26 protein-coding genes and 1 pseudogene are annotated in these 21,568 nt (G+C 68.9%); 8 read left to right on the forward strand and 19 right to left on the reverse strand.

Annotation, left to right across the window (positions count from 1 at the left end; translation table 11 throughout):
* Positions 1–95: 95 nt before the first annotated feature.
* Positions 96–1,775 carry an IS1182 family transposase gene (locus GFH49_RS06760; RefSeq protein ID WP_155054089.1) on the forward strand — a complete coding sequence of 560 codons (1,680 nt, stop codon included), beginning with the start codon at positions 96–98 and terminating at the stop codon, positions 1,773–1,775.
* A 49-nt stretch (positions 1,776–1,824) separates the two neighbouring features.
* Here GFH49_RS06760 and GFH49_RS06765 read toward each other — a convergent pair whose 3' ends face one another.
* The 13 genes and pseudogenes from GFH49_RS06765 to GFH49_RS06820 form a co-directional block, all read right to left on the reverse strand.
* Positions 1,825–2,343: a SixA phosphatase family protein gene (locus GFH49_RS06765; protein ID WP_155054857.1), complete on the reverse strand. Its 519-nt coding sequence runs from the start codon at positions 2,341–2,343 to the stop codon at positions 1,825–1,827.
* Positions 2,344–2,408: 65 nt separating this feature from the next.
* Positions 2,409–2,615: a hypothetical protein gene (locus tag GFH49_RS06770; RefSeq protein WP_155054858.1), complete on the reverse strand. Its 207-nt coding sequence runs from the start codon at positions 2,613–2,615 to the stop codon at positions 2,409–2,411.
* Between the two features lie 217 nt (positions 2,616–2,832).
* Positions 2,833–2,952 carry an SGM_5486 family transporter-associated protein gene (locus GFH49_RS40925; RefSeq protein ID WP_268867470.1) on the reverse strand — a complete coding sequence of 40 codons (120 nt, stop codon included), beginning with the start codon at positions 2,950–2,952 and terminating at the stop codon, positions 2,833–2,835.
* 164 nt (positions 2,953–3,116) lie between these two features.
* Positions 3,117–3,336: pseudogene (locus GFH49_RS39945) on the reverse strand (MFS transporter); the annotation flags it as partial.
* 28 nt (positions 3,337–3,364) lie between these two features.
* Positions 3,365–3,718 (reverse strand): hypothetical protein, encoded by a 354-nt coding sequence (locus GFH49_RS06780; protein WP_155054859.1) that lies wholly within the window; start codon positions 3,716–3,718, stop codon positions 3,365–3,367.
* A gap of 175 nt (positions 3,719–3,893) precedes the next feature.
* A complete protein-coding gene (gene fabI / locus GFH49_RS06785) occupies positions 3,894–4,661 on the reverse strand; it encodes an enoyl-ACP reductase FabI (RefSeq protein ID WP_155054860.1) in 768 nt (255 codons plus the stop codon).
* 5 nt (positions 4,662–4,666) lie between these two features.
* Complete coding sequence (fabG, locus tag GFH49_RS06790) at positions 4,667–5,371, reverse strand: 3-oxoacyl-[acyl-carrier-protein] reductase (RefSeq protein WP_155054861.1); 705 nt, start codon at positions 5,369–5,371, stop codon at positions 4,667–4,669.
* A gap of 181 nt (positions 5,372–5,552) precedes the next feature.
* A complete protein-coding gene (locus GFH49_RS06795; protein WP_155054962.1) occupies positions 5,553–5,939 on the reverse strand; it encodes a type II toxin-antitoxin system VapC family toxin in 387 nt (128 codons plus the stop codon).
* Between the two features lie 5 nt (positions 5,940–5,944).
* Positions 5,945–6,229, reverse strand: a complete 285-nt coding sequence (locus tag GFH49_RS06800) for a type II toxin-antitoxin system Phd/YefM family antitoxin (protein WP_155054862.1) — start codon at positions 6,227–6,229, stop codon at positions 5,945–5,947.
* Between the two features lie 86 nt (positions 6,230–6,315).
* On the reverse strand, positions 6,316–7,446 hold the full coding sequence (locus GFH49_RS06805; RefSeq protein ID WP_155054863.1) for an SEC-C domain-containing protein: 1,131 nt from the start codon (positions 7,444–7,446) through the stop codon (positions 6,316–6,318).
* A gap of 151 nt (positions 7,447–7,597) precedes the next feature.
* Positions 7,598–8,047: a type II toxin-antitoxin system VapC family toxin gene (locus GFH49_RS06810; protein WP_230396197.1), complete on the reverse strand. Its 450-nt coding sequence runs from the start codon at positions 8,045–8,047 to the stop codon at positions 7,598–7,600.
* A complete protein-coding gene (locus GFH49_RS06815; protein WP_155054964.1) occupies positions 8,037–8,276 on the reverse strand; it encodes an AbrB/MazE/SpoVT family DNA-binding domain-containing protein in 240 nt (79 codons plus the stop codon). Before GFH49_RS06815 ends, GFH49_RS06810 begins: the two co-directional genes overlap by 11 nt.
* 189 nt (positions 8,277–8,465) lie before the next feature.
* Complete coding sequence (locus GFH49_RS06820) at positions 8,466–8,930, reverse strand: ATP-binding protein (RefSeq protein ID WP_196217879.1); 465 nt, start codon at positions 8,928–8,930, stop codon at positions 8,466–8,468.
* 167 nt (positions 8,931–9,097) lie between these two features.
* On the opposite strand from GFH49_RS06820, the gene GFH49_RS06825 reads away from it, so the two are divergent.
* Together GFH49_RS06825 and GFH49_RS06830 are read left to right on the forward strand one after the other, a co-directional pair.
* Positions 9,098–9,931 carry a helix-turn-helix domain-containing protein gene (locus GFH49_RS06825; RefSeq protein WP_155054864.1) on the forward strand — a complete coding sequence of 278 codons (834 nt, stop codon included), beginning with the start codon at positions 9,098–9,100 and terminating at the stop codon, positions 9,929–9,931.
* A complete protein-coding gene (locus tag GFH49_RS06830; protein WP_155054865.1) occupies positions 9,928–10,116 on the forward strand; it encodes a DUF397 domain-containing protein in 189 nt (62 codons plus the stop codon). The genes GFH49_RS06825 and GFH49_RS06830 overlap by 4 nt, the downstream gene beginning before the upstream one ends.
* 66 nt (positions 10,117–10,182) lie before the next feature.
* Here GFH49_RS06830 and GFH49_RS39290 read toward each other — a convergent pair whose 3' ends face one another.
* Positions 10,183–10,326 carry a hypothetical protein gene (locus GFH49_RS39290; protein ID WP_196217880.1) on the reverse strand — a complete coding sequence of 48 codons (144 nt, stop codon included), beginning with the start codon at positions 10,324–10,326 and terminating at the stop codon, positions 10,183–10,185.
* An 8-nt stretch (positions 10,327–10,334) separates the two neighbouring features.
* Positions 10,335–12,119 (reverse strand): DEAD/DEAH box helicase family protein, encoded by a 1,785-nt coding sequence (locus tag GFH49_RS06840; RefSeq protein ID WP_155054866.1) that lies wholly within the window; start codon positions 12,117–12,119, stop codon positions 10,335–10,337.
* 240 nt (positions 12,120–12,359) lie between these two features.
* Between GFH49_RS06840 and GFH49_RS06845 the strand changes: the two genes are divergently transcribed.
* Genes GFH49_RS06845 through tyrS form a run of 3 tightly spaced genes read left to right on the forward strand, consistent with a single transcriptional unit; the run spans position 12,360 to position 16,611 of the window.
* A complete protein-coding gene (locus GFH49_RS06845; protein WP_155054867.1) occupies positions 12,360–13,883 on the forward strand; it encodes a TldD/PmbA family protein in 1,524 nt (507 codons plus the stop codon).
* On the forward strand, positions 13,880–15,283 hold the full coding sequence (locus GFH49_RS06850) for a metallopeptidase TldD-related protein (protein ID WP_155054868.1): 1,404 nt from the start codon (positions 13,880–13,882) through the stop codon (positions 15,281–15,283). Before GFH49_RS06845 ends, GFH49_RS06850 begins: the two co-directional genes overlap by 4 nt.
* A 59-nt stretch (positions 15,284–15,342) precedes the next feature.
* Complete coding sequence (gene tyrS, locus GFH49_RS06855; RefSeq protein ID WP_155054869.1) at positions 15,343–16,611, forward strand: tyrosine--tRNA ligase; 1,269 nt, start codon at positions 15,343–15,345, stop codon at positions 16,609–16,611.
* A gap of 121 nt (positions 16,612–16,732) precedes the next feature.
* On the opposite strand, the gene GFH49_RS06860 is transcribed toward tyrS, so the two are convergent.
* The gene (locus tag GFH49_RS06860; protein WP_155054870.1) at positions 16,733–17,011 is read right to left on the reverse strand and encodes a GlsB/YeaQ/YmgE family stress response membrane protein; all 279 of its coding nucleotides are present in this window, start codon (positions 17,009–17,011) and stop codon (positions 16,733–16,735) included.
* A gap of 244 nt (positions 17,012–17,255) precedes the next feature.
* Between GFH49_RS06860 and GFH49_RS06865 the strand changes: the two genes are divergently transcribed.
* Both GFH49_RS06865 and GFH49_RS06870 read left to right on the forward strand, forming a co-directional pair.
* Positions 17,256–17,654: a DUF3099 domain-containing protein gene (locus GFH49_RS06865; protein WP_155054871.1), complete on the forward strand. Its 399-nt coding sequence runs from the start codon at positions 17,256–17,258 to the stop codon at positions 17,652–17,654.
* Between the two features lie 207 nt (positions 17,655–17,861).
* Entirely contained in the window at positions 17,862–18,101 is a 240-nt protein-coding gene (locus tag GFH49_RS06870) for a hypothetical protein (protein WP_155054872.1), read from the forward strand.
* 174 nt (positions 18,102–18,275) lie between these two features.
* On the opposite strand, the gene moaA is transcribed toward GFH49_RS06870, so the two are convergent.
* The 3 genes from moaA to GFH49_RS06885 form a co-directional block, all read right to left on the reverse strand.
* On the reverse strand, positions 18,276–19,265 hold the full coding sequence (moaA, locus tag GFH49_RS06875) for a GTP 3',8-cyclase MoaA (protein ID WP_230396198.1): 990 nt from the start codon (positions 19,263–19,265) through the stop codon (positions 18,276–18,278).
* 177 nt (positions 19,266–19,442) lie between these two features.
* Positions 19,443–21,065 carry a monocarboxylic acid transporter gene (locus GFH49_RS06880; protein ID WP_155054874.1) on the reverse strand — a complete coding sequence of 541 codons (1,623 nt, stop codon included), beginning with the start codon at positions 21,063–21,065 and terminating at the stop codon, positions 19,443–19,445.
* Entirely contained in the window at positions 21,062–21,418 is a 357-nt protein-coding gene (locus tag GFH49_RS06885) for a DUF485 domain-containing protein (RefSeq protein ID WP_155054875.1), read from the reverse strand. Before GFH49_RS06885 ends, GFH49_RS06880 begins: the two co-directional genes overlap by 4 nt.
* Between the last annotated feature and the right edge of the window lie 150 nt (positions 21,419–21,568).

Genomic DNA, 21,568 nt, shown 5'->3' on the forward strand with positions numbered 1-21,568 from the left:
GACGCTGTTGGTTAATTCGGGCCCGTGCGTGACGTCGGCTCCCAAGACCCGGTTGTGGTCTTGGGAGCCGACGTTGTCGTATGGGGTGGGTGTCGATGTCTATGCAGCCGAGCGGGCCGGGCGAGATTCCGGTGGAGACGGTGCGGGTGGCGCGGGCCGCGTTCCCGAAGGGGAGCCTGGCGATCCGCGTCCGGGACGAGCTGGGACCGTTGTTCACCGACGAGGAGTTCGCGGATCTCTTCCCTGCGCGGGGGAAGCCTGCCTGGTCACCGGGGCGGCTGGCGTTGGTGCTGGTGTTGCAGTTCGTCGAGGGTCTCACCGACCGGCAGGCCGCCGAGGCGGTGCGGGCGAGGATCGACTTCAAGTACGCCCTCGCGCTGGAACTGACTGATCCGGGCTTCGACTTCTCGGTGTTGTCGGAGTTCCGCGACCGCCTCATCGAGGCGGAGGCGGGCAGGCGGGTGCTGGACGGCATCCTGGCCGCGGCCCGGGAGAAAGGACTGCTGAAGACGGCAGGCCGGGCCAGGACCGACTCCACGCATGTTCAGTCCGCGGCACGGGAGCTGTGCTGGCTGGAGATGGTGGCGGAGACGCTCCGTTCGGCGTTGAACACGCTCGCGCAGGCTGCCCCCGACTGGCTGGTGGAGGTTGCCGAACCAGAGTGGTTCAGGCATTACGCCACCCGGGCCGAGGACTCCCGGTTCCCCAAGGGCCAGGTCGGACGGGAGGAGGTCGGCAGGCGGATCGGGGCTGACGGGATGCGACTGCTTGAGGCCGTCTTCTCGCCCCGGGCGCCGGCCGGGCTGCGGGAGCTGGAGCCGGTCCAGATTCTGCGGCAGATGTGGGTTCAGCACTTCCACCTGACCGGGGGCGAGGTGCGGCGGCGGGACCCAAAAGACCGCCCGCCGGGCGCGACGCGCCTGGTCACGCCCTATGACCCCGAGGCGAGGGGCAGCAAGAAACGCGACATCCTGTGGGACGGATACAAGGCCCATCTCACCGAGACCTGCGAGCCGGACACCCCGAACCTGATCACAAACGTGGCCACCACCGACGCCACCGTCCCGGACAGCGTGATGGCCGGCCCGATCCACGCCTCCCTCGCCGAACGGGACTGCCTGCCCGGCGAACACTGGGTCGATGCCGGCTACCCCAACGCCGCCCAGGTCGTGGCCGCCCGCAGCGAACACGGCATCGCTCTGCACGGCCCGATGGCGGCCAACACCACGGCCCAGAAGGACGGCCCCTACGGACAGGACGCCTTCACCATCGACTGGGACAAACAGCAGGTGACCTGCCCGGACGGTATTACCAGCACGCAGTGGCACCACCGGCACTCGCAGCACGGCCAACCCGTCATCCGGGTTCGTTTCAACCCGGCCGACTGCCGCACCTGCACCCACCTGCGTGACTGCGTCAGCTCACCGAAGGCCGAACGCCGGGAGATCACCCTGCGCCACCGCGCCGAACATGAAGCCGTCCAGGCCGCCCGGACCGAGCAGCAGACCGACGTGTGGAAGGAACGCTACAAGATCCGTGCCGGGGTCGAGGGCACCATTTCTCAAGGCCTCCAGCGCTGCGGCCTGCGCAGATCCCGCTACCGGGGCCTGGCAAAGACCAGTCTCCAGCACCAGCTCACAGGCGCCGCCATCAACCTCACCCGCATCGACGCCCACCTCACCGGCACACCACGAGCCCGCACCCGCACCAGCCACTTCGCAGCACTTCGCCCCGCCGACCAAGTCGACGGGGCGAAGCAACAGGGCCCGAATTAACCAACAGCGTCCGGTGTGGTGCCGGGCCCCTCGCGCCGGTCGCGTGGGGTTATTCGGAGGGTGCCCAGTAGTCACGCAGGGTGGCGGTGCCCGGTTCCAGGGACTTCCAGGAGCCCTCGAAGGTCAGGACCGCGAAGGCGGCGGCGGGGAAGCCGCGGCGGCCCAGCCGCTCAGGGGCGTCGCCCTCCGCTGAGCCCGCGAGGATCTCGGCGAGGCCCTGGACGCCCGGGTTGTGGCCGATCAGCAGGACGTTCTGCGCGTCGTCGGGGGTTTCGTTGAGCACGGCGATCAGCTCGCCGGGCGAGGCCTCGTAGACCCGCTCCTCATAGACGGTTTTCGGCCGGTGGGGGAATTCCTGGACGGCGAGCTTCCAGGTTTCCCGGGTCCGGACCGAGGTGGAGCACAGGGCCAGATCGAAGGGGATGTGGGTGTCGGCGAGCTTGCGTCCGGCGACTGCGGCGTCCATGCGGCCCCGCTCAGCGAGCGGCCGCTCGTGGTCGGTCACCTGTGGCCAGTCGGCTTTCGCATGCCGGAAGAGGACGATCCTGCGGGGTTCTGCGACGCTCATGCGTCCCAGCTTCGCATGAAACACGCCAACGGGCGCAGGGAGTTGACGGGCGGCTCAGCAGGTGCTCAGCGCGTGATCAGCTGCAGAATGTGCTCGAAGAGCCGGGTGATCGCCGGGTCTGTGGTCGCCGCCTGCGCGTCGGACGGGTTGAGTATCAGCAGGAACAGGGTGACGAACGCGAGCGCGGGGAGCGCCAGGGCCCACCAGGGCAACCTGATGTCCGGGCGGCCCGAGCGCGCCGGGTGGAGCCGGGTCTGCGTAGGGGCCGACATGACGCCTCCGTGAGTCTTCGAGTGATCGGTGCCCGCCGCTCGCGGTCACACCTCGAAGTTACGGACTCCCGGGCCCTCAACCCATCCGGTGATCCACCCAGTTGACCCTGACACTCGCCCCCTAGGGGATGGTGGTGCTAACCCCACCATCGGGCCGGTGGGCGGTTCACGGCGAGGTGATCGTCAGGGCGAGGCGGACGTCGGGGCGAGGCAATCGTCAGGGCGAGGCGATCGTCGCAATGATCGCGATGACCACGAAGATGGCGAAGAACGAGCCGAAGACGAGCAGCAGCTTCCTCTGGCCGTTCGGCGGGTTGGGCTCAAGCACTGGCGACATGCGCCAAGTCTCGCACGCGGCGAAGATCCCGGTCTGTGGGGGTCGGGCTCAGCGGGCCGCCTCGTCCCCGCCAGGGGCGCGGGGCCGTGTGGATGTGCGGCTACCGCCGCGCGGGCGACCAGCCACGAGCGGCCCACGGATGAGCGACGGCCGATCGTGACGCTTCCCGCGGAGCGCTCAGCCCGCATCCCGACCGTGGTGAGGCCGGCGGGAACGCGCAGATGGAGACGCCGAGCAGCGGTGCCCGGGCTCAGGCGCCGCCGGCCGGTGCGGCGTACAGGCCGGCGCATCCGGCGAGACCGCAGACGCCGAGTGCGATCACGATCGGCCTTCATGGGGCAGCCGGGTGGCCACGCGCGGGATGACGAAGGCGAGCGGCACGCCATTCCGCTCCGGTGCCGTCCCGGGCGGTTCACAGCGCCCGCTTCCGGTGACTGACCCACACCGAACGGACCTCTTTCCAGCATCGGCCGGTCAGCCGTACGGTCTGCGCGGGCCCGGCCTCGACCGCGGCACCGTCGCTGTCGACGTCCCACCAGCGGTCGCACTCGATGTGCAGACGGACGCTGTCCGTTCGCGGATACGGGTTGTGGCAGAACGCGGTCACGTAGGAGCCGATGACCCTGCTGCGGCACGCGGCGCCGAACGGCTCCGGCGCGGTGGCCTTCCGTACCTTCACGCGCGCGTGGGGCATCGCCTCGTACGACAGGGAGAACACGAGAGCGACGGCGACGGTCACTGAGGCCAGGCTGCGGGAAAGGCGCACAACGGGGACCTCCTCGGCCGTGCTGGGGAGGGAAGCGTGTGGTGAACGCGTAATCCAGGGTGTGCGGTGGCGGCCCTCCCCCGCCCGGCGGGTGGGCCGAACGGGTGACGCACCGAGGGCCCGCGTCCCCGGAAGGAACGCGGGCCCCTGGCAGATCGGTCGGATCGGTCGTGCGTCACGCGCCGATGGCGTGCAGACCACCGTCGACGTGGATGATCTCGCCCGTGGTCTTCGGGAACCAGTCGCTCAGCAGGGCGACGACGCCGCGACCGGCCGGGTCCGGGTCCTTCAGGTCCCATTCCAGCGGGGAGCGGGTGTCCCAGACGGACGCCAGGTCCGCGAAGCCCGGGATGGACTTGGCGGCCATCGAGCCGATCGGGCCGGCGGAGATGAGGTTGCAGCGGATGTTCTGCTTGCCCAGGTCACGCGCCATGTAGCGGCTGGTGGCCTCCAGGGCGGCCTTGGCCGGGCCCATCCAGTCGTACTGCGGCCAGGCGTACTGCGCGTCGAAGGTGAGGCCGACGACCGAGCCGCCGTTCTGCATCAGCGGCAGACAGGCCATGGTCAGCGACTTCAGGGAGTACGCCGAGACGTGCATGGCGGTGGCGACCGACTCGAACGGCGTGTTGAGGAAGTTGCCGCCGAGCGCGTCCTGCGGCGCGAAGCCGATGGAGTGCACGACGCCGTCGAGGCCGCCCAGCTCCTCGCCGACGATGTCGGCCAGGCGGCCGAGGTGCTCGTCGTTGGTGACGTCGAGCTCGATGACCTTGGTGGGCTTCGGGAGCTTCCGTGCGATGCGCTCGGTCAGGGTGGGCCGCGGGAACGCGGTCAGGATGATCTCGGCGCCCTGCTCCTGGGCCAGCTTGGCGGCGTGGAAGGCGATGGAGGACTCCATCAGCACACCGGTGATCAGGACGCGCTTGCCGTCGAGAATTCCGCTCATGGTGATCAGTGACCCATTCCCAGTCCGCCGTCAACGGGAATGACGGCTCCAGTGATGTACGAGGCGTCGTCCGAGGCGAGGAATCGCACCGCGGCGGCGACCTCGTCCGGCTGCGCGTACCGGCCGAGCGGCACCTGCGACACGATGGCGGCGCGCTGCTCGTCGGTGAGCACCTTCGTCATGTCGGTGTCGACGAATCCGGGCGCGACGACATTGAAGGTGATGTTGCGCGAGCCCAGCTCCCGGGCGAGGGAGCGCGCGAAGCCGACCAGGGCGGCCTTGGAGGCGGCGTAGTTCGCCTGACCGGGACCGCCGAGCAGCCCGACAACCGAGGAGATGAGGACGACACGGCCCTTCTTGGCACGCAGCATGCCGCGGTTGGCGCGCTTGACGACGCGGAAGGTGCCGGTGAGGTTGGTGTCGATGACCGAGGTGAAGTCCTCCTCGGTCATCCGCATCAGGAGCTGGTCCTTGGTGATTCCGGCGTTGGCGATCAGGACCTCGACGGGCCCGTGCGCGTCCTCGATCTCCTTGTAGGCCTGCTCCACCTGCTCGGGGTCGGTGATGTCGCACTTGACGGCGAGGACGCCGGCGGGCGGCTCACCGGAACGGTAGGTGATGGCGACCTTGTCGCCGGCGTCGACGAATGCCCGGGCGATGGCGAGGCCGATGCCCCGGTTGCCTCCGGTGACGAGAACCGAGCGGCTCAACGGATCACCCTTTCGGTAGCGGTCTGACACACCCGCCTGAACACCTGGATGACAGGCGGCTTCCCTCGAAACCTATCGGTCCGCGGCAGTGGGTGCCGAAGACGACGGTGACAGGGCGAAGCGGTGCTGTCTGTAGGTTTTCCACAGACGGCACCCTTTCGGGTACGTGTGCCTTGCGGGCTCAGTCCGTCATTCCTGGGGCATGGGCGGACAGGCCCTCGGCTCGTGCCGCGTCGAGCATCTTGCGGTCGTAGGTCACCAGCGCCGTCACATCGTTCCCCAGGGACAGCGCGCTGGCCACATGAACCGCGTCCAGCGTTCTCAGCCGCCCGACCAGTACGGCCGCGCTGTCACGCACCTCTCTGGTGAGGTGGATCTCCGTCACCTGGGCGTCCAGATCCTCCATCGCCTTCGGAAAGTGCCCCATGAGATCCAGGGTCCGTACCGTCTCCACGAAGCCGAGTGAGCTCGTGGCGAGCGGCACTACGGCTCGCCGCTCAAGGAAGGCGTCCAGCTCGGTCCAGTGGTTGCGGCGTGTCATCCATGTGACCAGCGCCGAGGTGTCCATGTAGATCAACGGTCGTCTTCCTCGCGCTCAGCCAGAAGCAGCGCCAGGGGATCGACACCTTCGGGTACCTCGTAACGCGGCATGCTGTGACGGTCGACGGCGGTGAACGGCTTCAGTCTGATCTTCCCCTGGGCAACCAGGTGGGCGTACCGCTCCATGGGGCTACCGGCCGGGGACAGTATCGCGATCACATTGCCGTGTTTGGTGACCTGGATCGACTCCCCCTTCTCGACGCGGGCGAAGACAGCGCTCGGGTTGTGGGAGAACTCGCGGACGGAGATGGCACTCATGACGGACTCCTTCGGTTCGAGACGGGTCCTGTACCCACATGCAAGCGATTGTACCTACATCCGGCCGCCTCCACTTGATTCCGCACTCACCCGGTCGCGGGATTCCCGCAGCACTTCTTGTACTTGCGCCCTGAAACGCACCAGCAGGGCCCGTTACGCGGTGGCGGCCAGTCGACCGCCACCCCGCTCCGGGCGAGTTCGGCGGCGTAGGAGGAGCGGGTGCCCTGCTCGCCGCAGGAGCCGCCCTCCCGCTCCGCATGAGCCTCCAGCCCGGCGAGCGTGGCACGGCCGACGGCGAGCCGTACGGCACCCTCCTCCGACAGCTCCCGCAGGACGCTCTCGACCTGCCGCAGGTGGTCGGCGTGGTCGGTGCCGTACGCCGTGGCGGCCTCCGGCGAGCGCTGGAGCAGCCGCGTGAACTCCTCCGGCGGCCAGAACAGGACACAGGTCTTCAGGGTTCCGGTCCGCGCGGCCCGGTCGTCCTTCATGGCGGCGACGAGTTCCTCGATCTCGGCTTCCAGAAGCTCGCCCTCGCCGTTGCGCATCCGCCTGAGACGGATCGGGTCGTGCGCCTCGTCGAGCGGACGCACATCGCCGAACAGACCCGACTGGCGCCGGGCATGGAGCTCGTCGGCCACATCGTCCCAGTCGTCGTGCACGGCACAGGCCAGGCGCCGGGTCCGGTGGCGGGCAATGAACAGCGTCTCCAGATCGAAGCTGTCCGAGGACGCCTCGACAACATCCGCCGTGACCTTGGTTCCGGCGCCCAGGACGTGCGTGACCCCGGCCGTGTACCACTCGGCCGCCGCCGCGTCGCCGTGCGACTCGAACACCTCGCCGACGAAGTTCCACGCGCCCGCGTCCCGGGGGTGGCGACCACGGAACGCGGCGGCTGCCGCACGCGCCTCCTCCTCACGTCCGGCGTCCCACAGCGCGCCGATACGGAAGGCGTCCACCAGGTCCGGTTCCTCGCAGCCACCGTCCTCGGGGCTGAGCAGCCGCCGGTAGAGGGCGAGAGCACGGTCGTACTCGTCGGCGGCACACCAGGCGTGGGCTGCTTCCAGGAGCAGTTCCTGGCGGTCCTCGGGGTAGCGCGCCACCAGCCGCTCGTACTCCTCGGCCTGCTGGGCGGGAGTGGGAGTGGGGGGCGCCGTCTGGCGGGGTGCGGGGACCCTAGCGGTCTTGCGGGATTTCTTGGTCTTGCTCTTGCCGGCCATGGAACTCACGTTAGTGGGGCCCGGGTTGAAACAGCCAAGTCCTCCGAAAAGATCAGCAGCCCGGGTGGCCCCAGGTGGTCACCTTGCGCTACGAGGGAATCGACACCGTTTCCCTTCCCCTGGGCTTCGGTCAAGCGCGCCTTCGCCCCCCTCAAGCGGGCGCGATGACATCCAGGCGGGGGAAGTACGTCCGGTAGCGCGTCGCGTCACGGGTGAGCAGCCGGTGTCCGGCGACCGCCGCGTGCGCGCCGATGTAGAAGCCGGGCAGCGGCGCTCGCTTCCGCCCGCCGTTCGCCCGGTACCGCTTGAACGCCTTGCCCGCGAGGAACGCCGCGGCCCAGGGCAGGGGGTGGCGGTCGTAATCGTTGCCCAGCATCTCGTCGAGTCCCTCGATGGCGTCGAAGCCGACGGAGATCTCCGCGTAGACCACGGGGTTGATGACGAGGATGCCCTCGTCCCTGGCCTCGGCGATCCGCTGGGCGGACCACTCGCACCAGGCGGGGTCGCCGGTGACCACGTCCAGGATGACGCACGAGTCGACCAGTACGGCCGGAAGCGCGGGGTCGCCGACCAGGCGGGGCCGGGAAGGCTCATTCGCCACGCAGCAGCTCCATGATCTCGTCGGTCGACAGTCCCTCGACGTCCTTGCTGACGCGGCTGCCGCGCATCCGCCGGACCAGCCGCTGACCAGGTGTTTCGGCATGTTCAACGCGGACGATCTGGAGAGCTCCGCCGACCTCTATCACGTCGATCTCGTCGCCCTCGTGCAGGTTGTACTTGGCGCGCAGGGCAGCAGGGATGGTGACCTGTCCCTTGCTGTTGAGGAGCATCACGGCCTCCGCCCGTCGAGGGGATACGTGTTAGACGTGTCACGTAATACTACGCCGCTGCCCCGCGCCGCGTCCGGCCGCTTCAGCGCTCCAGATGGCACCGGATCTGCTCGCCGACCGCGCGACCTGCCGGCCGGGGGCGAGCAGATCCAGAAGGGCCAGTCCGCGCCCCGCCTAAACTTCGGGGGATCAGCGGCACGGATGACACGGGGACCGCGGCACCGCGCACTCCGCCCATACCGTCTTGCCCGGCCCCAGCCGCTCACCGACTCCCCACCGCATGGCAACGGCCTCGACGAGGATCAGTCCCCTGCCGCCGTCGGCCTCTCCGGACGGCTGGGACGCCGGTCCGGGCTCGGGGCACCGCGGGTGGGTGTCGGACACCTCCACGCGTACGACGCCGGCGGCGTAGTCGTAGCTCAGGCACAGCTCGAAGTCGCGCCCGGGGACCTGGCCGTGGAGGACGGAGTTGGCGGCGAGTTCGGCCACCACGAGTTCGACGGCCTCGGAGGCCTGGCTGCCGTGGGGTACGTCCCAGAGGTCCAGCTGGTGGGTCGCGAGCCGACGAGCGAGGCGGGCGCCGCGTCGGGTGGGGGAGAAGCGTTGGGCGAACACACTTACGGTAACCGCCTCTTGGGCGTGGGGGGTTGGCATGGGCCCAGCGTTCCGGTCCCTCCCGCCCCATCAACAGGTACGACGCCCACACAGACGTGGCTGTGCCAGTGCACACTCTGGACGGGGTGAGTAACTGACCGTGACCCTGGCTGGGTTGGGCAGTGCCAGCGGGGTCGGTGACAACGGAGTGCGGGAGGCGCGCGGCGATGACGACGGACCAGGGCAGTGCATCTGAACTCTCCGACGGTCTCAAGACCTTCGGCGCAGTTCTGAAGGCGCTGCGGGAGGAGGCGGGGCTGACTCAGGAGGAGTTCAGCTTGGGGGTGCGGTACTCGGCTTCGTACGTCGCCAAGTTCGAACAGGGGAAGCGGTTCCCTCCGAAGAACCTGCCCGCGCGGGCGGGTGAGGTGCTGGGACCGGTCGCGGCGAAGGTTCTGACGGCGGCAGCGAGAAGTCTGCGGAGGAAGGCGGGGCTGGCCTCCTGGTTCCTACAGTGGGCAGGGACCGAGGAGGAGGCGGTGTCGTTGTACGCGTATGAGTGCCGGGCTGTTCCTGGCTTGTTGCAGCCGGAGGGGTACATCCGGGCGGTGTTCGACCTACGTCTGCCTCCGGTGACGGAGGAGCAGATCGAACGTGAGGTGGAGGCTCGGCTGGACCGCCAGCAGCTCATCGCCAACCGACCGAACACCGCGTTCAGTTTCATCATCGAGCAGAGCATCCTGGAGCGCCGTATGGGAGGCTCCGAAGTGACCAGGCAGGTCATCGATCACGTGCTTGAGGTGGGCACTCGGCGCAATGTTGAGATCCAGATCATGCCTCTGTGTCAAGAGGACCACTGCGGAATCGACGGTCAGATGTACCTGGCCGAGAGCCAGGACAACCAATGGCTCGGCTACACCGAAGGGCAGCGATCCAGCAGCCTGATCTCCAATCCCAAGGACGTCAGCGTCCTGCTCCAACGCTATGGCAAGCTGCGTTCACAGGCCCTGGACTGCCGGGCTACGGTGAAGCTGCTGGAACAGATGCGAGGAGCGCTATGAGCACGACCGATGAGCTGAGCTGGTTCAAGAGCAGTTACAGCGGCAGCGAAGGTGACAACTGCATCGAGGTCGCTGTGCGCCCCGAGGCGGTCCACATCCGCGACTCCAAGGACAAAGGGATCCGTCCTCTCGTCGTCACGCCCGCCACCTGGGCGGCGTTCACCGCGCACGCGGCGACGTCGTAGACGAACGGGACGGGCGGGTACGGGAGTTGCTCCCCGTACCCGCCCGTTCGCCTGAACCCGCGCGGCCTACTCCTCCTGATCCCCGTCCCCCTCCAGATCGGCGAGTAGCTGCCAGGCGAGATCCGCGAGGGTCGCCCCGTCAGGGGTGAGCCAGCGGGCCGGGCCCTGGTTGGACACCGGCCGGTCCTCCCACTCGGCAAGTTCCCACATACGCGCGATCAGCCCAGACGGGGAGTACTGATTGCCGTCCGCCGCCCAGAGGATGGGCTTTGTGCGGTGGTTGACCCAGGTGGCCCGGGCGCGTTTCGGGTTCGCGTCCAACCACGGTAGAGCCGCTGGACCGTGGAGATGACGACCTTGGAGGATGCGTTCATGCCTTCTGCTGCCAGCCGCTGGACGTTGAAGAGGTCCGCGAACTTGCGGTGGGTGTCGGGGGTGGTGAAGTTCTCGAACTCCGCGAGGGCCTGGGCACCGAGGTTGTTGCGGTCCACCAAGAACAGCACACGCTCGGCACGGGCGTGCTTGAGCATGCGGTACGAGAACGTGACCGCCGTGTACGTCTTGCCCGCGCCAGTGGCCATCTGGACCAGGGAGCGGGACTGGCCCATGCCCTGCTGGCCCTTGCCCAGGGCGACCGAGTTCTCTACGCCACGGACCGCAGTGATCTGAGCAGGACGCAGCGGCCGTTCGTCCAGTTCGGGCATGCGCAGGCGCAGGCGGGCCCGGTAGGTGGGTGCCTGCGGGTCCTCGTCGGCCTGGCGCATCCAGCGGGACAGCGTGCGCGGCTGGTGGAACGAGAAGATGCGGCGGGTGCGGGAGTCCGGGTCGAGGGCATTGCGGAAGCGGGTCTCCCCACCGTCACTGACGTAACGGAACGGCAATGGTGTGCGCCAGGCTGCCAGGCGCTGCTGGGTATTGGTGAGGTGGTCGGCATAGCGGTCGGCCTGCTCCTCGGCCGCGGAGAGGTCCGCTCCCTCGCGCTTGGCCTCGATGACACCGACGAGCTTGCGGTCCACATACAGCGCGTAATCGGCGCGGCCTCGGGCCGTCGTCGTCTCACGCACGGCGACGCCGTTGCCACGACGGTCACCCTGGACCCAGAGGTTCTGGGTAGCCCCCGCGTCCTGCACGCTCCACCCGGCCTCGGTCAGCATCTCGTCGAGTCGAGCACGGACCTGTGCTTCCGTGAGGGGCTCGCGAGCCGCCTGTTCGGCGTTGTCCAGGAGGCGGGCGCGCTCGGCCACAGCCGCCGACGCCGCGGCACGGTTCGTGGCGTCGGCACGCCGTTGCCTGGCCTGAGCCGCCTCAAAAGCCGTCTCGAACGCCTTGAGCTGGTCCTGCATCGCGGCCACGGCGCGGGTGAGGTCGTCACGCTCCGCCGTCGCCCGCACCAGCTCGCGCTCAGCGGCGGCCCGCGCCGCCTGCTCGGCCTGCGCCTGCGACCGCTGGCCCTGGTAACTGATCCGTGCCTCTTCGAGTGCCTTGCGGGCTTCGGCGACCGTCGCCAGCAAACGCCGGTTTTCGGCAGCCGGAGTCTTGTCCGGGGCCGGTGGCACAAAGGTGATCTGTTCACGCGAGCCGGTGAGCAGGCGGTGGTACCAGACTCCCAGCCGGAAACAGGTTCGCAGGGCACGGAAGGCGTCGTCCGCGTCGTCGTAGTCCTTGTGGTTCGCGTCGTTGCCGAGCGTGCGGATCTCGTGGAACGCCTTGCCCACATCGCCGTGAAGGTAGCCCTCACGGTCCAAGGACTTCAGACGGTCGAACTGGGTGCTGCCCTCAACGCGGACACGCCCGCGGCCGACCAGGTCCGCCGCGAGTGTCTCGCCGAACTGCCGGGACTTGATCAGTGACGTGTTGGGGTCAGTGAAAACATGGCTCTCAGCGGCGGATCCGTATGCCACGAGGAGCGGCACGTGCGGGAGCAGGAAGCCGAAGTTCCTGGACTGCTGGGCAAGACGCACCAGCCTGGGGTCCGGTGCGTTCGACGCGCTGCTTGTGCTCATGCCGTCGTCCCCCCTCCTTCTGGACCAGCAAGGTCCGGCAAGCCACTCGAATGATTTGATCGAACTCTGAGCCTAGCGGTGGGTACTGACAGCGAGCGGGGCGTCCGGCATTTCGGACTGTTCCCACCCCCAAGAGATGCGTGCGTGTGCGGCGCAGTACAACGTGCTTCACTTCCTTTTTGCGCGTCACCAGCTCAGTCAGGACGGGCTCAACAGCTGTCACGAAGGGAATCCCAACCCGTGCCTCATGAAGTCGATCAGTCATTCCTGGCGCTCCCCCTACGCGCCCTCGCCGACGCCGCGCTCGCACGCGCGCGTGCGTTGGGGGCGGAGCACGCGGACTTCCGGTTCGAGCGGGTGCGCAGCGCGTCCTGGCGCCTGCGGGACGGCAAGCCCGCCGGGTCGTCGGACACCACCGACCTCGGGTACGCGGTGCGGGTCGTGCACGGCGGGACGTGGGGATTCGCGTCCGGCGTGGATCTGACGCTCGATGCCGCCGCCAAGGTCGCCTCGCAGGCGGTGGCGATGGCCAAGCTGTCCGCGCAGGTGATCCGGGCGGCCGGGTCGGACGAGCGGGTGGAGCTCGCCGACGAGCCCGTCCATGCCGAGAGGACCTGGATCTCGTCGTACGAGATCGATCCGTTCACCGTGCCCGACGAGGAGAAGGCCGGGCTGCTGGCGGACTGGAGCGGCCGACTGCTGGCGGCGGACGGGGTCGATCACGTCGACGCGTCGCTGCTCACCGTCCACGAGAACAAGTTCTACGCCGACACCGCGGGGACCGTGACCACGCAGCAGCGGGTACGGCTGCATCCGCAGCTGACGGCGGTGTCGGTGGACGCGTCGAGCGGCGAGTTCGACTCGATGCGCACCATCGCGCCGCCGGTCGGGCGCGGCTGGGAGTACCTCACGGGCACCGGCTGGGACTGGGACGACGAACTCGCCAGGATCCCCGAGCTGCTCGCGGAGAAGATGCGGGCCCCCAGTGTCGAGCCGGGTCCGTACGACCTCGTCGTCGACCCCTCCAACCTGTGGCTGACCATCCACGAGTCCATCGGCCACGCCACCGAGCTGGACCGCGCCCTCGGCTACGAGGCGGCCTACGCAGGCACCTCCTTCGCCACCTTCGACCAGCTCGGCAAGTTGAAGTACGGCTCCGAGCTGATGAACGTCACCGGCGACCGCACCGCCGAGCACGGACTCGCGACCATCGGGTACGACGACGAAGGCGTCGAGGGACAGTCCTGGGACCTGGTCAGGGACGGCACGCTCGTCGGCTACCAGCTGGACCGGCGGATCGCGAAACTGACCGGGTCCGAGCGGTCCAACGGGTGCGCGTTCGCCGACTCCCCCGGCCATGTGCCCGTGCAGCGCATGGCCAACGTGTCCCTGCAGCCGGACCCCGCCGGAATGTCCACGGAGGATCTGATCGGGGGCGTCGACCGCGGCATCTATGTCGTCGGCGACCGGTCCTGGTCGATCGACATGCAGCGCTACAACTTTCAATTTACGGGACAGCGGTTCTTCAAGATCGAGAACGGGCGGCTGGCCGGTCAGCTGCGGGACGTGGCCTACCAGGCGACGACCACCGACTTCTGGGGCTCCATGACGGCCGTCGGCGGTCCGCAGACCTACGTCCTGGGCGGCGCGTTCAACTGCGGCAAGGCCCAGCCGGGCCAGGTCGCGGCCGTGTCGCACGGCTGCCCGTCCGCCCTCTTCAAGAGCGTCAACATTCTGAACACCACGCAGGAGGCCGGTCGATGAGCGCGCGTACGAGCAAGCCGCACGAGGTTGTCGAGCGGGCGCTGGAGCTGTCGCGGGCCGACGGCTGCGTGGTGATCGCCGATGAGCAGTCGACCGCCAATCTGCGCTGGGCGGGCAACGCCCTCACCACGAACGGGGTCACGCGCGGGCGCACACTCACGGTCATCGCGACCGTCGACGGCAAGGAGGGCACCGCTTCCGGCGTCGTCTCACGCTCCGCGGTGACCGCCGACGAACTGGAGCCGCTGGTGCGCGCCGCCGAGGCAGCCGCGCGCGGCGCCGGGCCCGCCGAGGACGCCCAGCCGCTGGTCACGGACGTGCCGACGTCCGAGGACTTCACGGACGCCCCGGCCGAGACGTCGTCCACCGTGTTCGCCGACTTCGCCCCGGCGCTCGGTGAGGCGTTCGCACGCGCGCGTGCGGGTGGCCGCGAGCTGTACGGCTTCGCCAACCACGAGCTGGTGTCGACGTACGTAGGTACGTCGACGGGTCTGCGGCTCCGGCATGACCAGCCCAACGGGACGCTGGAGCTGAACGCCAAGTCGCCCGACCGTACGCGCTCGGCGTGGGCGGGGCGGTCGACCCGGGACTTCAAGGACGTCGACCCGGCTGCTCTGGACGCCGAGCTGGCCGTAAGGCTGGGCTGGGCGGAGCGCCGGATCGAGCTGCCCGCGGGCCGTTACGAGACGCTGCTGCCACCGACCGCCGTCGCCGACCTGCTGATCTACCAGATGTGGTCGGCATCGGGCCGGGACGCGACCGAGGGCCGTACGGTGTTCTCCAAGCCCGGCGGCGGCACCCGCGTCGGCGACCGGCTCACCGAGCTGCCGCTGACCCTGCGCAGCGACCCGAACGAGCCGGGCCTGGAGTCCGCCCCCTTCGTGATCGCGCACTCCTCCGGAGGCGACCAGTCGGTCTTCGACAACGGGCTGCCGCTGACGCCGACCGAGTGGGTGCGCGAAGGCGAGCTGGGGCACCTCATGACCAGCCGGCACAGCGCGGGGCTGACCGGGCTGCCGGTGGCGCCCGCGATCGACAACCTCGTCCTGGACGGCGGCACGGACCGGTCCCTTCAGGACATGGTCGAGAGCACGGACCATCGTGGGCCCTGCCTGCTGCTGACCTGCCTCTGGTACATCCGCGAGGTCGACCCGGCCACCCTGCTGCTGACCGGCCTGACCCGGGACGGCGTCTACCTCGTCGAGAACGGCGAGGTGACCGGCGAGGTCAACAACTTCCGGTTCAACGAGTCGCCGGTGGATCTGCTGGGGCGGGCGGCCGAGGCGGGGCGCACGGAAAAGACGCTGCCGCGGGAGTGGAGCGACTGGTTCACTAGGGCTGCGATGCCCGCGCTGAGGGTGCCGGACTTCAATATGAGCTCTGTCAGTCAGGGCGTATAACCTCGTAGTCGGCTGTCACCCGACCGCCGGCAAGATCGCTTCAGGGAGATACGAGAACCGTGACGGACATCGTCGACGAGCTGAAGTGGCGGGGGCTGTTCGCCCTGTCCACTGACGAGGACGCTTTGCGCAAGGCGCTCGCGGACGGTCCCGTCACGTTCTATTGCGGTTTCGACCCGACGGCGGCCAGTCTCCACGTCGGCCACCTGGTCCAGGTCCTCACCATGCGCCGGCTCCAGCAGGCGGGGCTGCGCCCGCTCGCGCTCGTGGGCGGCGCGACCGGTCAGATCGGCGACCCGCGCCCGACCGCGGAGCGCACGCTGAACGACCCGGAGACGGTCGCCGCCTGGGTCACCCGGCTGCGCTCGCAGATCGAGCCGTTCCTCACCTTCGAGGGTGAGAACGCCGCGGTGATGGTGAACAACCTGGACTGGACGGCCGGCCTGTCCGCCATCGAGTTCCTCCGCGACATCGGCAAGCATTTCCGCGTCAACAAGATGCTGACCAAGGACTCGGTCGCCCGGCGGCTGCAGTCCGAGGAAGGCATCAGCTACACGGAGTTCAGCTACCAGCTGCTCCAGGGCATGGACTTCCTGGAGCTGTACCGGCGGTACGGCTGCTCGCTGCAGCAGGGCGGCAGCGACCAGTGGGGCAACCTCACGGCCGGGCTCGACCTGATCCACAAGCTGGAACCGCACGCGAATGTGCATGCCATCGCGACTCCGCTGATGACCAAGGCGGACGGCACCAAGTTCGGCAAGACCGAGGGCGGTGCGATCTGGCTCGACCCGGAGATGACGACGCCGTACGCGTTCTACCAGTTCTGGCTGAACGTGGACGACCGGGACGTCTCGACGTACCTGCGCATCCTGTCCTTCAAGTCCCGTGCGGAACTGGAGGAGTTGGAGCAGCAGACGGAGGAGCGGCCACAGGCCCGGGCCGCGCAGCGTGCGCTCGCCGAGGAGCTGACGACGCTGGTGCACGGTGCGGACCAGACGGCCGCGGTGATCGCCGCGTCCAGGGCGCTCTTCGGGCAGGGCGAGCTGACGGAGCTCGATGACAGGACGCTGGCGGCGGCGCTCTCCGAGGTGCCGCATGTGCGGGTCGCCGAGCTGGGCCCTGTCGTCGATCTCTTCGCCGAGGTCGGCCTGGTGGCGAGCAAGTCCGCTGCGCGGCGCACGGTGAAGGAGGGCGGGGCGTACGTGAACAACGTGAAGGTCGCCGCGGAGGACTCCGTCCCGGCGAAGGAGGATCTGTTGCACGGGCGGTGGCTGGTGCTGCGGCGCGGGAAGAAGAATCTGGCGGCGGTGGAGGTTGTCGGCGGGTAGTGCCGTGGGGTGCGGGGATCTGCCCGGCTGCGGGTTCGTTGTGGTTGTTCGCGCCCACGCGGCGGAGCCGCATATCGATACAGCCCCGCGCCCCAAAAAAGGGGCGCTCGGGGCGCTCCAGTCAGACCTGGTGTTTCTTCTTGCCCAGCGTCGCCATGTACAGCATGTCGCCCACGCCTACGATGATGATCGCTGCGACCAGTTGGAACGCGTGGCGGCTCCAGTCGATGCCGGAGGTTTCGTCGACGCCTACTCCTCGGGCGATGGAGTTGCCGACGACGGCGCCGAGCATGCCGAAGATGGTGGTCAGCCAGAGAGGGCTGTGCTGCTTGCCGGGGAGGATCGCCTTGGCGAGCAGCCCCAGCACGAACCCCACGATGATCGCCCACAACCAGCCCATGGCTGCCTCCTCGTACGGCTCGACGTGAGCATTACGCCCAGTGTCGGCCCGTTCGCGCTACGCCGCACGTCGGGTACGGCTCTACCCGCTCGGGCGCAGGCCACTCGCCCTGGCCGGAGGTGCCCCGGTCTCGTAGGCGACGCAGGCGCGGCGTAGCGTGGAGGCTGTCCGGGCTCGGCTCGTCCGCCCGGGCGGAGCGGGTGGGAGCCCGGGAGAGTCCGATGCGGGCGGATGGTGGAATGTGATGCGGAAGCAGCATGACGGCGGCAACGCCCAGGTATTCCGGATCACCGGGGCCCGGGCGGGCCTGCACGATGATGTGCGCGGGCGGCAGCGGCGGTACGTCATCTCGATGTCCATCCGTACGGTGTCCGTCATCCTCGCGCTCTCGCTCTGGAGCGTCGAACGGCACGTCGCGATCGTGGCGTTGGTGCTCGGGGCGGTCCTCCCCTATGTCGCGGTGGTGATCGCCAACGCCGGGCGGGAGAACGCGCCGTCGCTCCCGTCGACGTTTGTGACCGCGCCGATGCGGCCGATGATCGCTCCGCCGCGGGACGACCACGGCTCCGCGGAACGGGCGGCGGAGGACGGCACAGCAGATCCGGAGCCCGGCGCGAGAAGCGAGCGGAGCGAGCGGACGTGAGGTCTGCGGACGCTCTCCGGCCGGAGTCGGCTCCGTACCAAGCTCAGGAAAAGCTCAGATCAATCATGTTGTTCCGGTGCCGAGCGGGTACTGACCCGTGACATACTTTCTAAGCGCTCCGCATCCCCCGTCGGAGCGACAGACCGACGCCGGGCAGCTCCCCCCGTGGCTGCTCGGCGTCGCCTTTGACGGGGTTAGGGTCGGGGCGTGAATCTGAACCTCCCCGGCAACGATCCAGCCTCTCCCATCTGCTCCGCCAAGGGCTGCCGTGCCGCCGCCGTGTGGGTACTGGCCTGGAACAATCCGAAGCTGCACACGCCGGAGCGGCGCAAGACCTGGCTCGCGTGCGAGGAGCACCGGGAGCATCTCTCTCAGTTCCTCGGGGTGCGGGGGTTCCTGAAGGACGTTGTCCCGCTGGAGGAGTGGGACTCCCCTGAAGAGGCCTGAGCGCTTCGCCGGCTGAGTCGATATGCGGCTCCGCCGCGGGGCGGTGAGGTGCCGTCGTTCGACCGCGGCACCATCGTGGCTGGTCGGGCCCACGCGGCGGAGCCGCATGTTGATAGAGCCCCGCGCCCCTCTGGGGCGCTGGCGAACCGCAGCTGACTTCGCCGCCGGGCCGGCTTAGCCTCCGATCGCCGACATCGGCCTCTCCGGCTGGACGAAGGCCGGATCGTCCAGGCCCGCGCCCGCCTTCTTGCCCCACATCGCCAGGCGCCAGATGCGGGCTATCTCCTCGTCGGGGGCGTCGGAACGCAGGGCCGCGCGCAGGTCCGTTTCCTCTGAGGCGAACAGGCATGTGCGCACCTGGCCGTCGGCGGTCAGGCGGGTGCGGTCGCAGGCCGCGCAGAACGGGCGGGTGACCGAGGCGATGACCCCCACGCGGTGCGGGCCGCCGTTGACGATCCAGCGTTCCGCGGGGGCCGAGCCGCGCTGCTCGGAGCCTTCCTCGGTCAGCTCGAAGCGGGTGCGCAGCGAGGCCAGGATGTCCCCTGCGGTGATCATGCCGTCGCGCTTCCAGCCGTGCTGGGCGTCCAGGGGCATCTGCTCGATGAAGCGCAGCTCGTAGTCGTGCTCGACGGCCCAGGCCAGGAGGTCCGGGGCCTCGTCGTCGTTCAGTCCCGGCATCAGGACCGAGTTGACCTTGACGGGGGTCAGGCCCGCCTCGCGGGCGGCGTGCAGGCCCTCGATGACGTCCTTGTGGCGGTCCCGGCGGGTGAGGGCCTTGAAGACGTCCGGGCGGAGGGTGTCCAGCGAGACGTTGACCCTGTCCAGCCCCGCCGCCTTCAGGGCGCTCGCGGTGCGCTTGAGGCCGATGCCGTTCGTGGTCAGGGACATCTGGGGGCGGGGGTCCAGGGCCGCGACGCGCTCGACGATGCCGACCAGGCCGGGGCGCAGCAGCGGCTCGCCGCCGGTGAAGCGGACCTCCTCGATTCCCAGGGAGGTGACGGCTATGTCGATCAGGCGGACGATCTCGTCGTCCGTGAGCAGGTCGGGCTTGGCGAGCCACTGCAGGCCTTCCTCCGGCATGCAGTAGGTACACCGGAGATTGCAGCGGTCGGTGAGCGAGACCCTCAGGTCGGTGGCCACTCGGCCGTAGGTGTCGATGAGCACGTGGGCCCCCTCCCTCGTAGTGGATCGTTCGTTTTCCAAGTGGATCCTTGTGGATCCTTCGTTTTCCAACACCCGCGAGCCTACGCGACGCCACTGACAACCAGCAGGGGCCTATCCCACCGGGTACGACGCGGCCGCGTCGCAGGGATCTACGACGCGGCCGCGGGCGGGGTGGTCTCAGTGCGCCCCGGTGCCCGTGAGGGAGCGGACCTCCAGCTCGGCGTACTTGCCGGCGTCCGGCTCCTCCTTGGACAGGTAGGTGCCGATGATGCCCATCAGGAAGCCGACCGGGATCGAGATGAGGCCCGGGTTCTCCAGCGGGAACCAGTGGAAGTCGACGTCGGGGAACATCGACGTCGCCTTGCCGGAGACGACCGGCGAGAACAGCACGAGGCCGACCGAGGTGACCAGACCGCCGTAGATCGACCACAGGGCTCCCTGGGTGGTGAAACGCTTCCAGAAGAGGCTGTAGAGGATCGTCGGCAGGTTGGCGGAGGCGGCGACCGCGAAGGCGAGCGCCACCAGGCCGGCGACGTTCAGGTCGCGGGCGAGTGCGCCGAGGCCGATGGAGACCGCGCCGATCGCGACGGTCGCCCAGCGGGCCGCGCTGACCTCCTGCTTCTCGGAGGCCTGGCCCTTCTTGATGACGTTCGCGTAGATGTCGTGGGCGAACGACGAGGACGAGGCCAGGGTCAGACCGGCGACGACCGCGAGGATCGTGGCGAAGGCGACCGCCGAGATGGTGGCGAGCAGGATGGCGCCCCAGTTGGAGTCGACGCCGCCCAGATGCAGGGCGAGCAGAGGGGCCGCGGTGTTGCCCGCCGCGTTGGACTCGGTGATCTCCTCCTGACTGATGATGGCCGCGGCACCGAAGCCGAGCGCCAGGGTCATCAGGTAGAAGGAGCCGATCAGGCCGATCGCCCAGATCACGGACTTACGGGCGGCCTTGGCGGTGGGCACCGTGTAGAAGCGGATCAGGATGTGCGGCAGGCCCGCGGTGCCGAGGATCAGGGCGATGCCCAGGGAGAGGAAGTCCAGCTTGCTGGTCTCGGTGGCGCCGTACCTGAGGCCGGGCTCCAGGAAGGCGGTGCCCTTGCCGCTCTGGTCTGCGGCCGTGCCCAGCAGGTCGGAGACGTTGAAGTCGAACTCCAGCAGCACCAGGAAGGTCAGCAGCAGGGCACCGCTCATGAGCAGCACGGCCTTGACCATCTGGACCCAGGTGGTGCCCTTCATGCCGCCGATGGTGACGTACACGATCATCAGCACGCCGACCAGGGCGACGATGCCGATCTTGCCGGCGTCGCTGGTGATGCCGAGCAGCAGCGAGACCAGGACGCCCGCGCCCGCCATCTGGGCCAGCAGGTAGAAGATCGAGACCACGATGGTGGACGTGCCGGCCGCCGTGCGGACCGGGCGCTGGCGCATCCGGTAGGCGAGGACGTCGCCCATCGTGTAGCGGCCGGAGTTGCGCAGCGGTTCGGCGACCAGGAGAAGGGCGACCAGCCAGGCGACCAGGAAGCCGATGGAGTACAGGAACCCGTCGTAGCCGAAGAGCGCGATCGCGCCCGCGATGCCCAGGAAGGACGCGGCGGACATGTAGTCGCCGGAGACGGCGAGACCGTTCTGGAAACCGGTGAACTGACGGCCGCCCGCGTAGAAGTCGGCGGCGTCCTTGGTCTGACGGCCGGCCCAGACTGTGATGACGAGGGTCGCGACGACGAACACCGAGAACAGGCTGATGATCAGCCCCTGGTGCTCGCTGATCGGATCCTCCGCGGCCAGGGAAACAGCGAAGTTCATGCGCCGCCCTCCATCTTGGACTTGATCGCGTCGGCCTTGGGGTCGAACTTGGCGGCGGCGATGCGCGCGTACCACCAGGCGATGAGGAACGTGGTGAGGAACTGTGCGAGGCCCAGGACCAGGGCCACGTTGATGTTGCCGACCACTTCGGTGCCCATGAAGTCGCCCGCGTAGTTGGACAGCAGGACGTACAGCAGGTACCAGGCGACGAAGGCGATCGTCAGCGGGAAGGCGAAGGAGCGGTAGGAGCGGCGCAGTTCACCGAACTCCGCGCTCTCCTGCACCTCGACGAACTCCTCTGTGGAAGGGAGTTGGCGTTGTTCTTTCGAGGGGGGCGGTGCGTCGGTAGCCACGGAGTCTCCTCGCGTTGCGGGTGTCGTTGTACGGATGTGACGTGGATCACTTGAGCCGAGTGGCGATGTTAGGCCACTGAGCGTGATCCGGCAGGGGGCTCGATCGTGCTCGGGCCTCCTGCCCAAGGTCACGGCGCCACGCGAGGAGCG

The sequence above is a fragment of the Streptomyces blattellae genome, from assembly GCF_009709555.1.
In the GTDB taxonomy this organism is placed as follows: Bacteria; Actinomycetota; Actinomycetes; order Streptomycetales; family Streptomycetaceae; genus Streptomyces; species Streptomyces blattellae.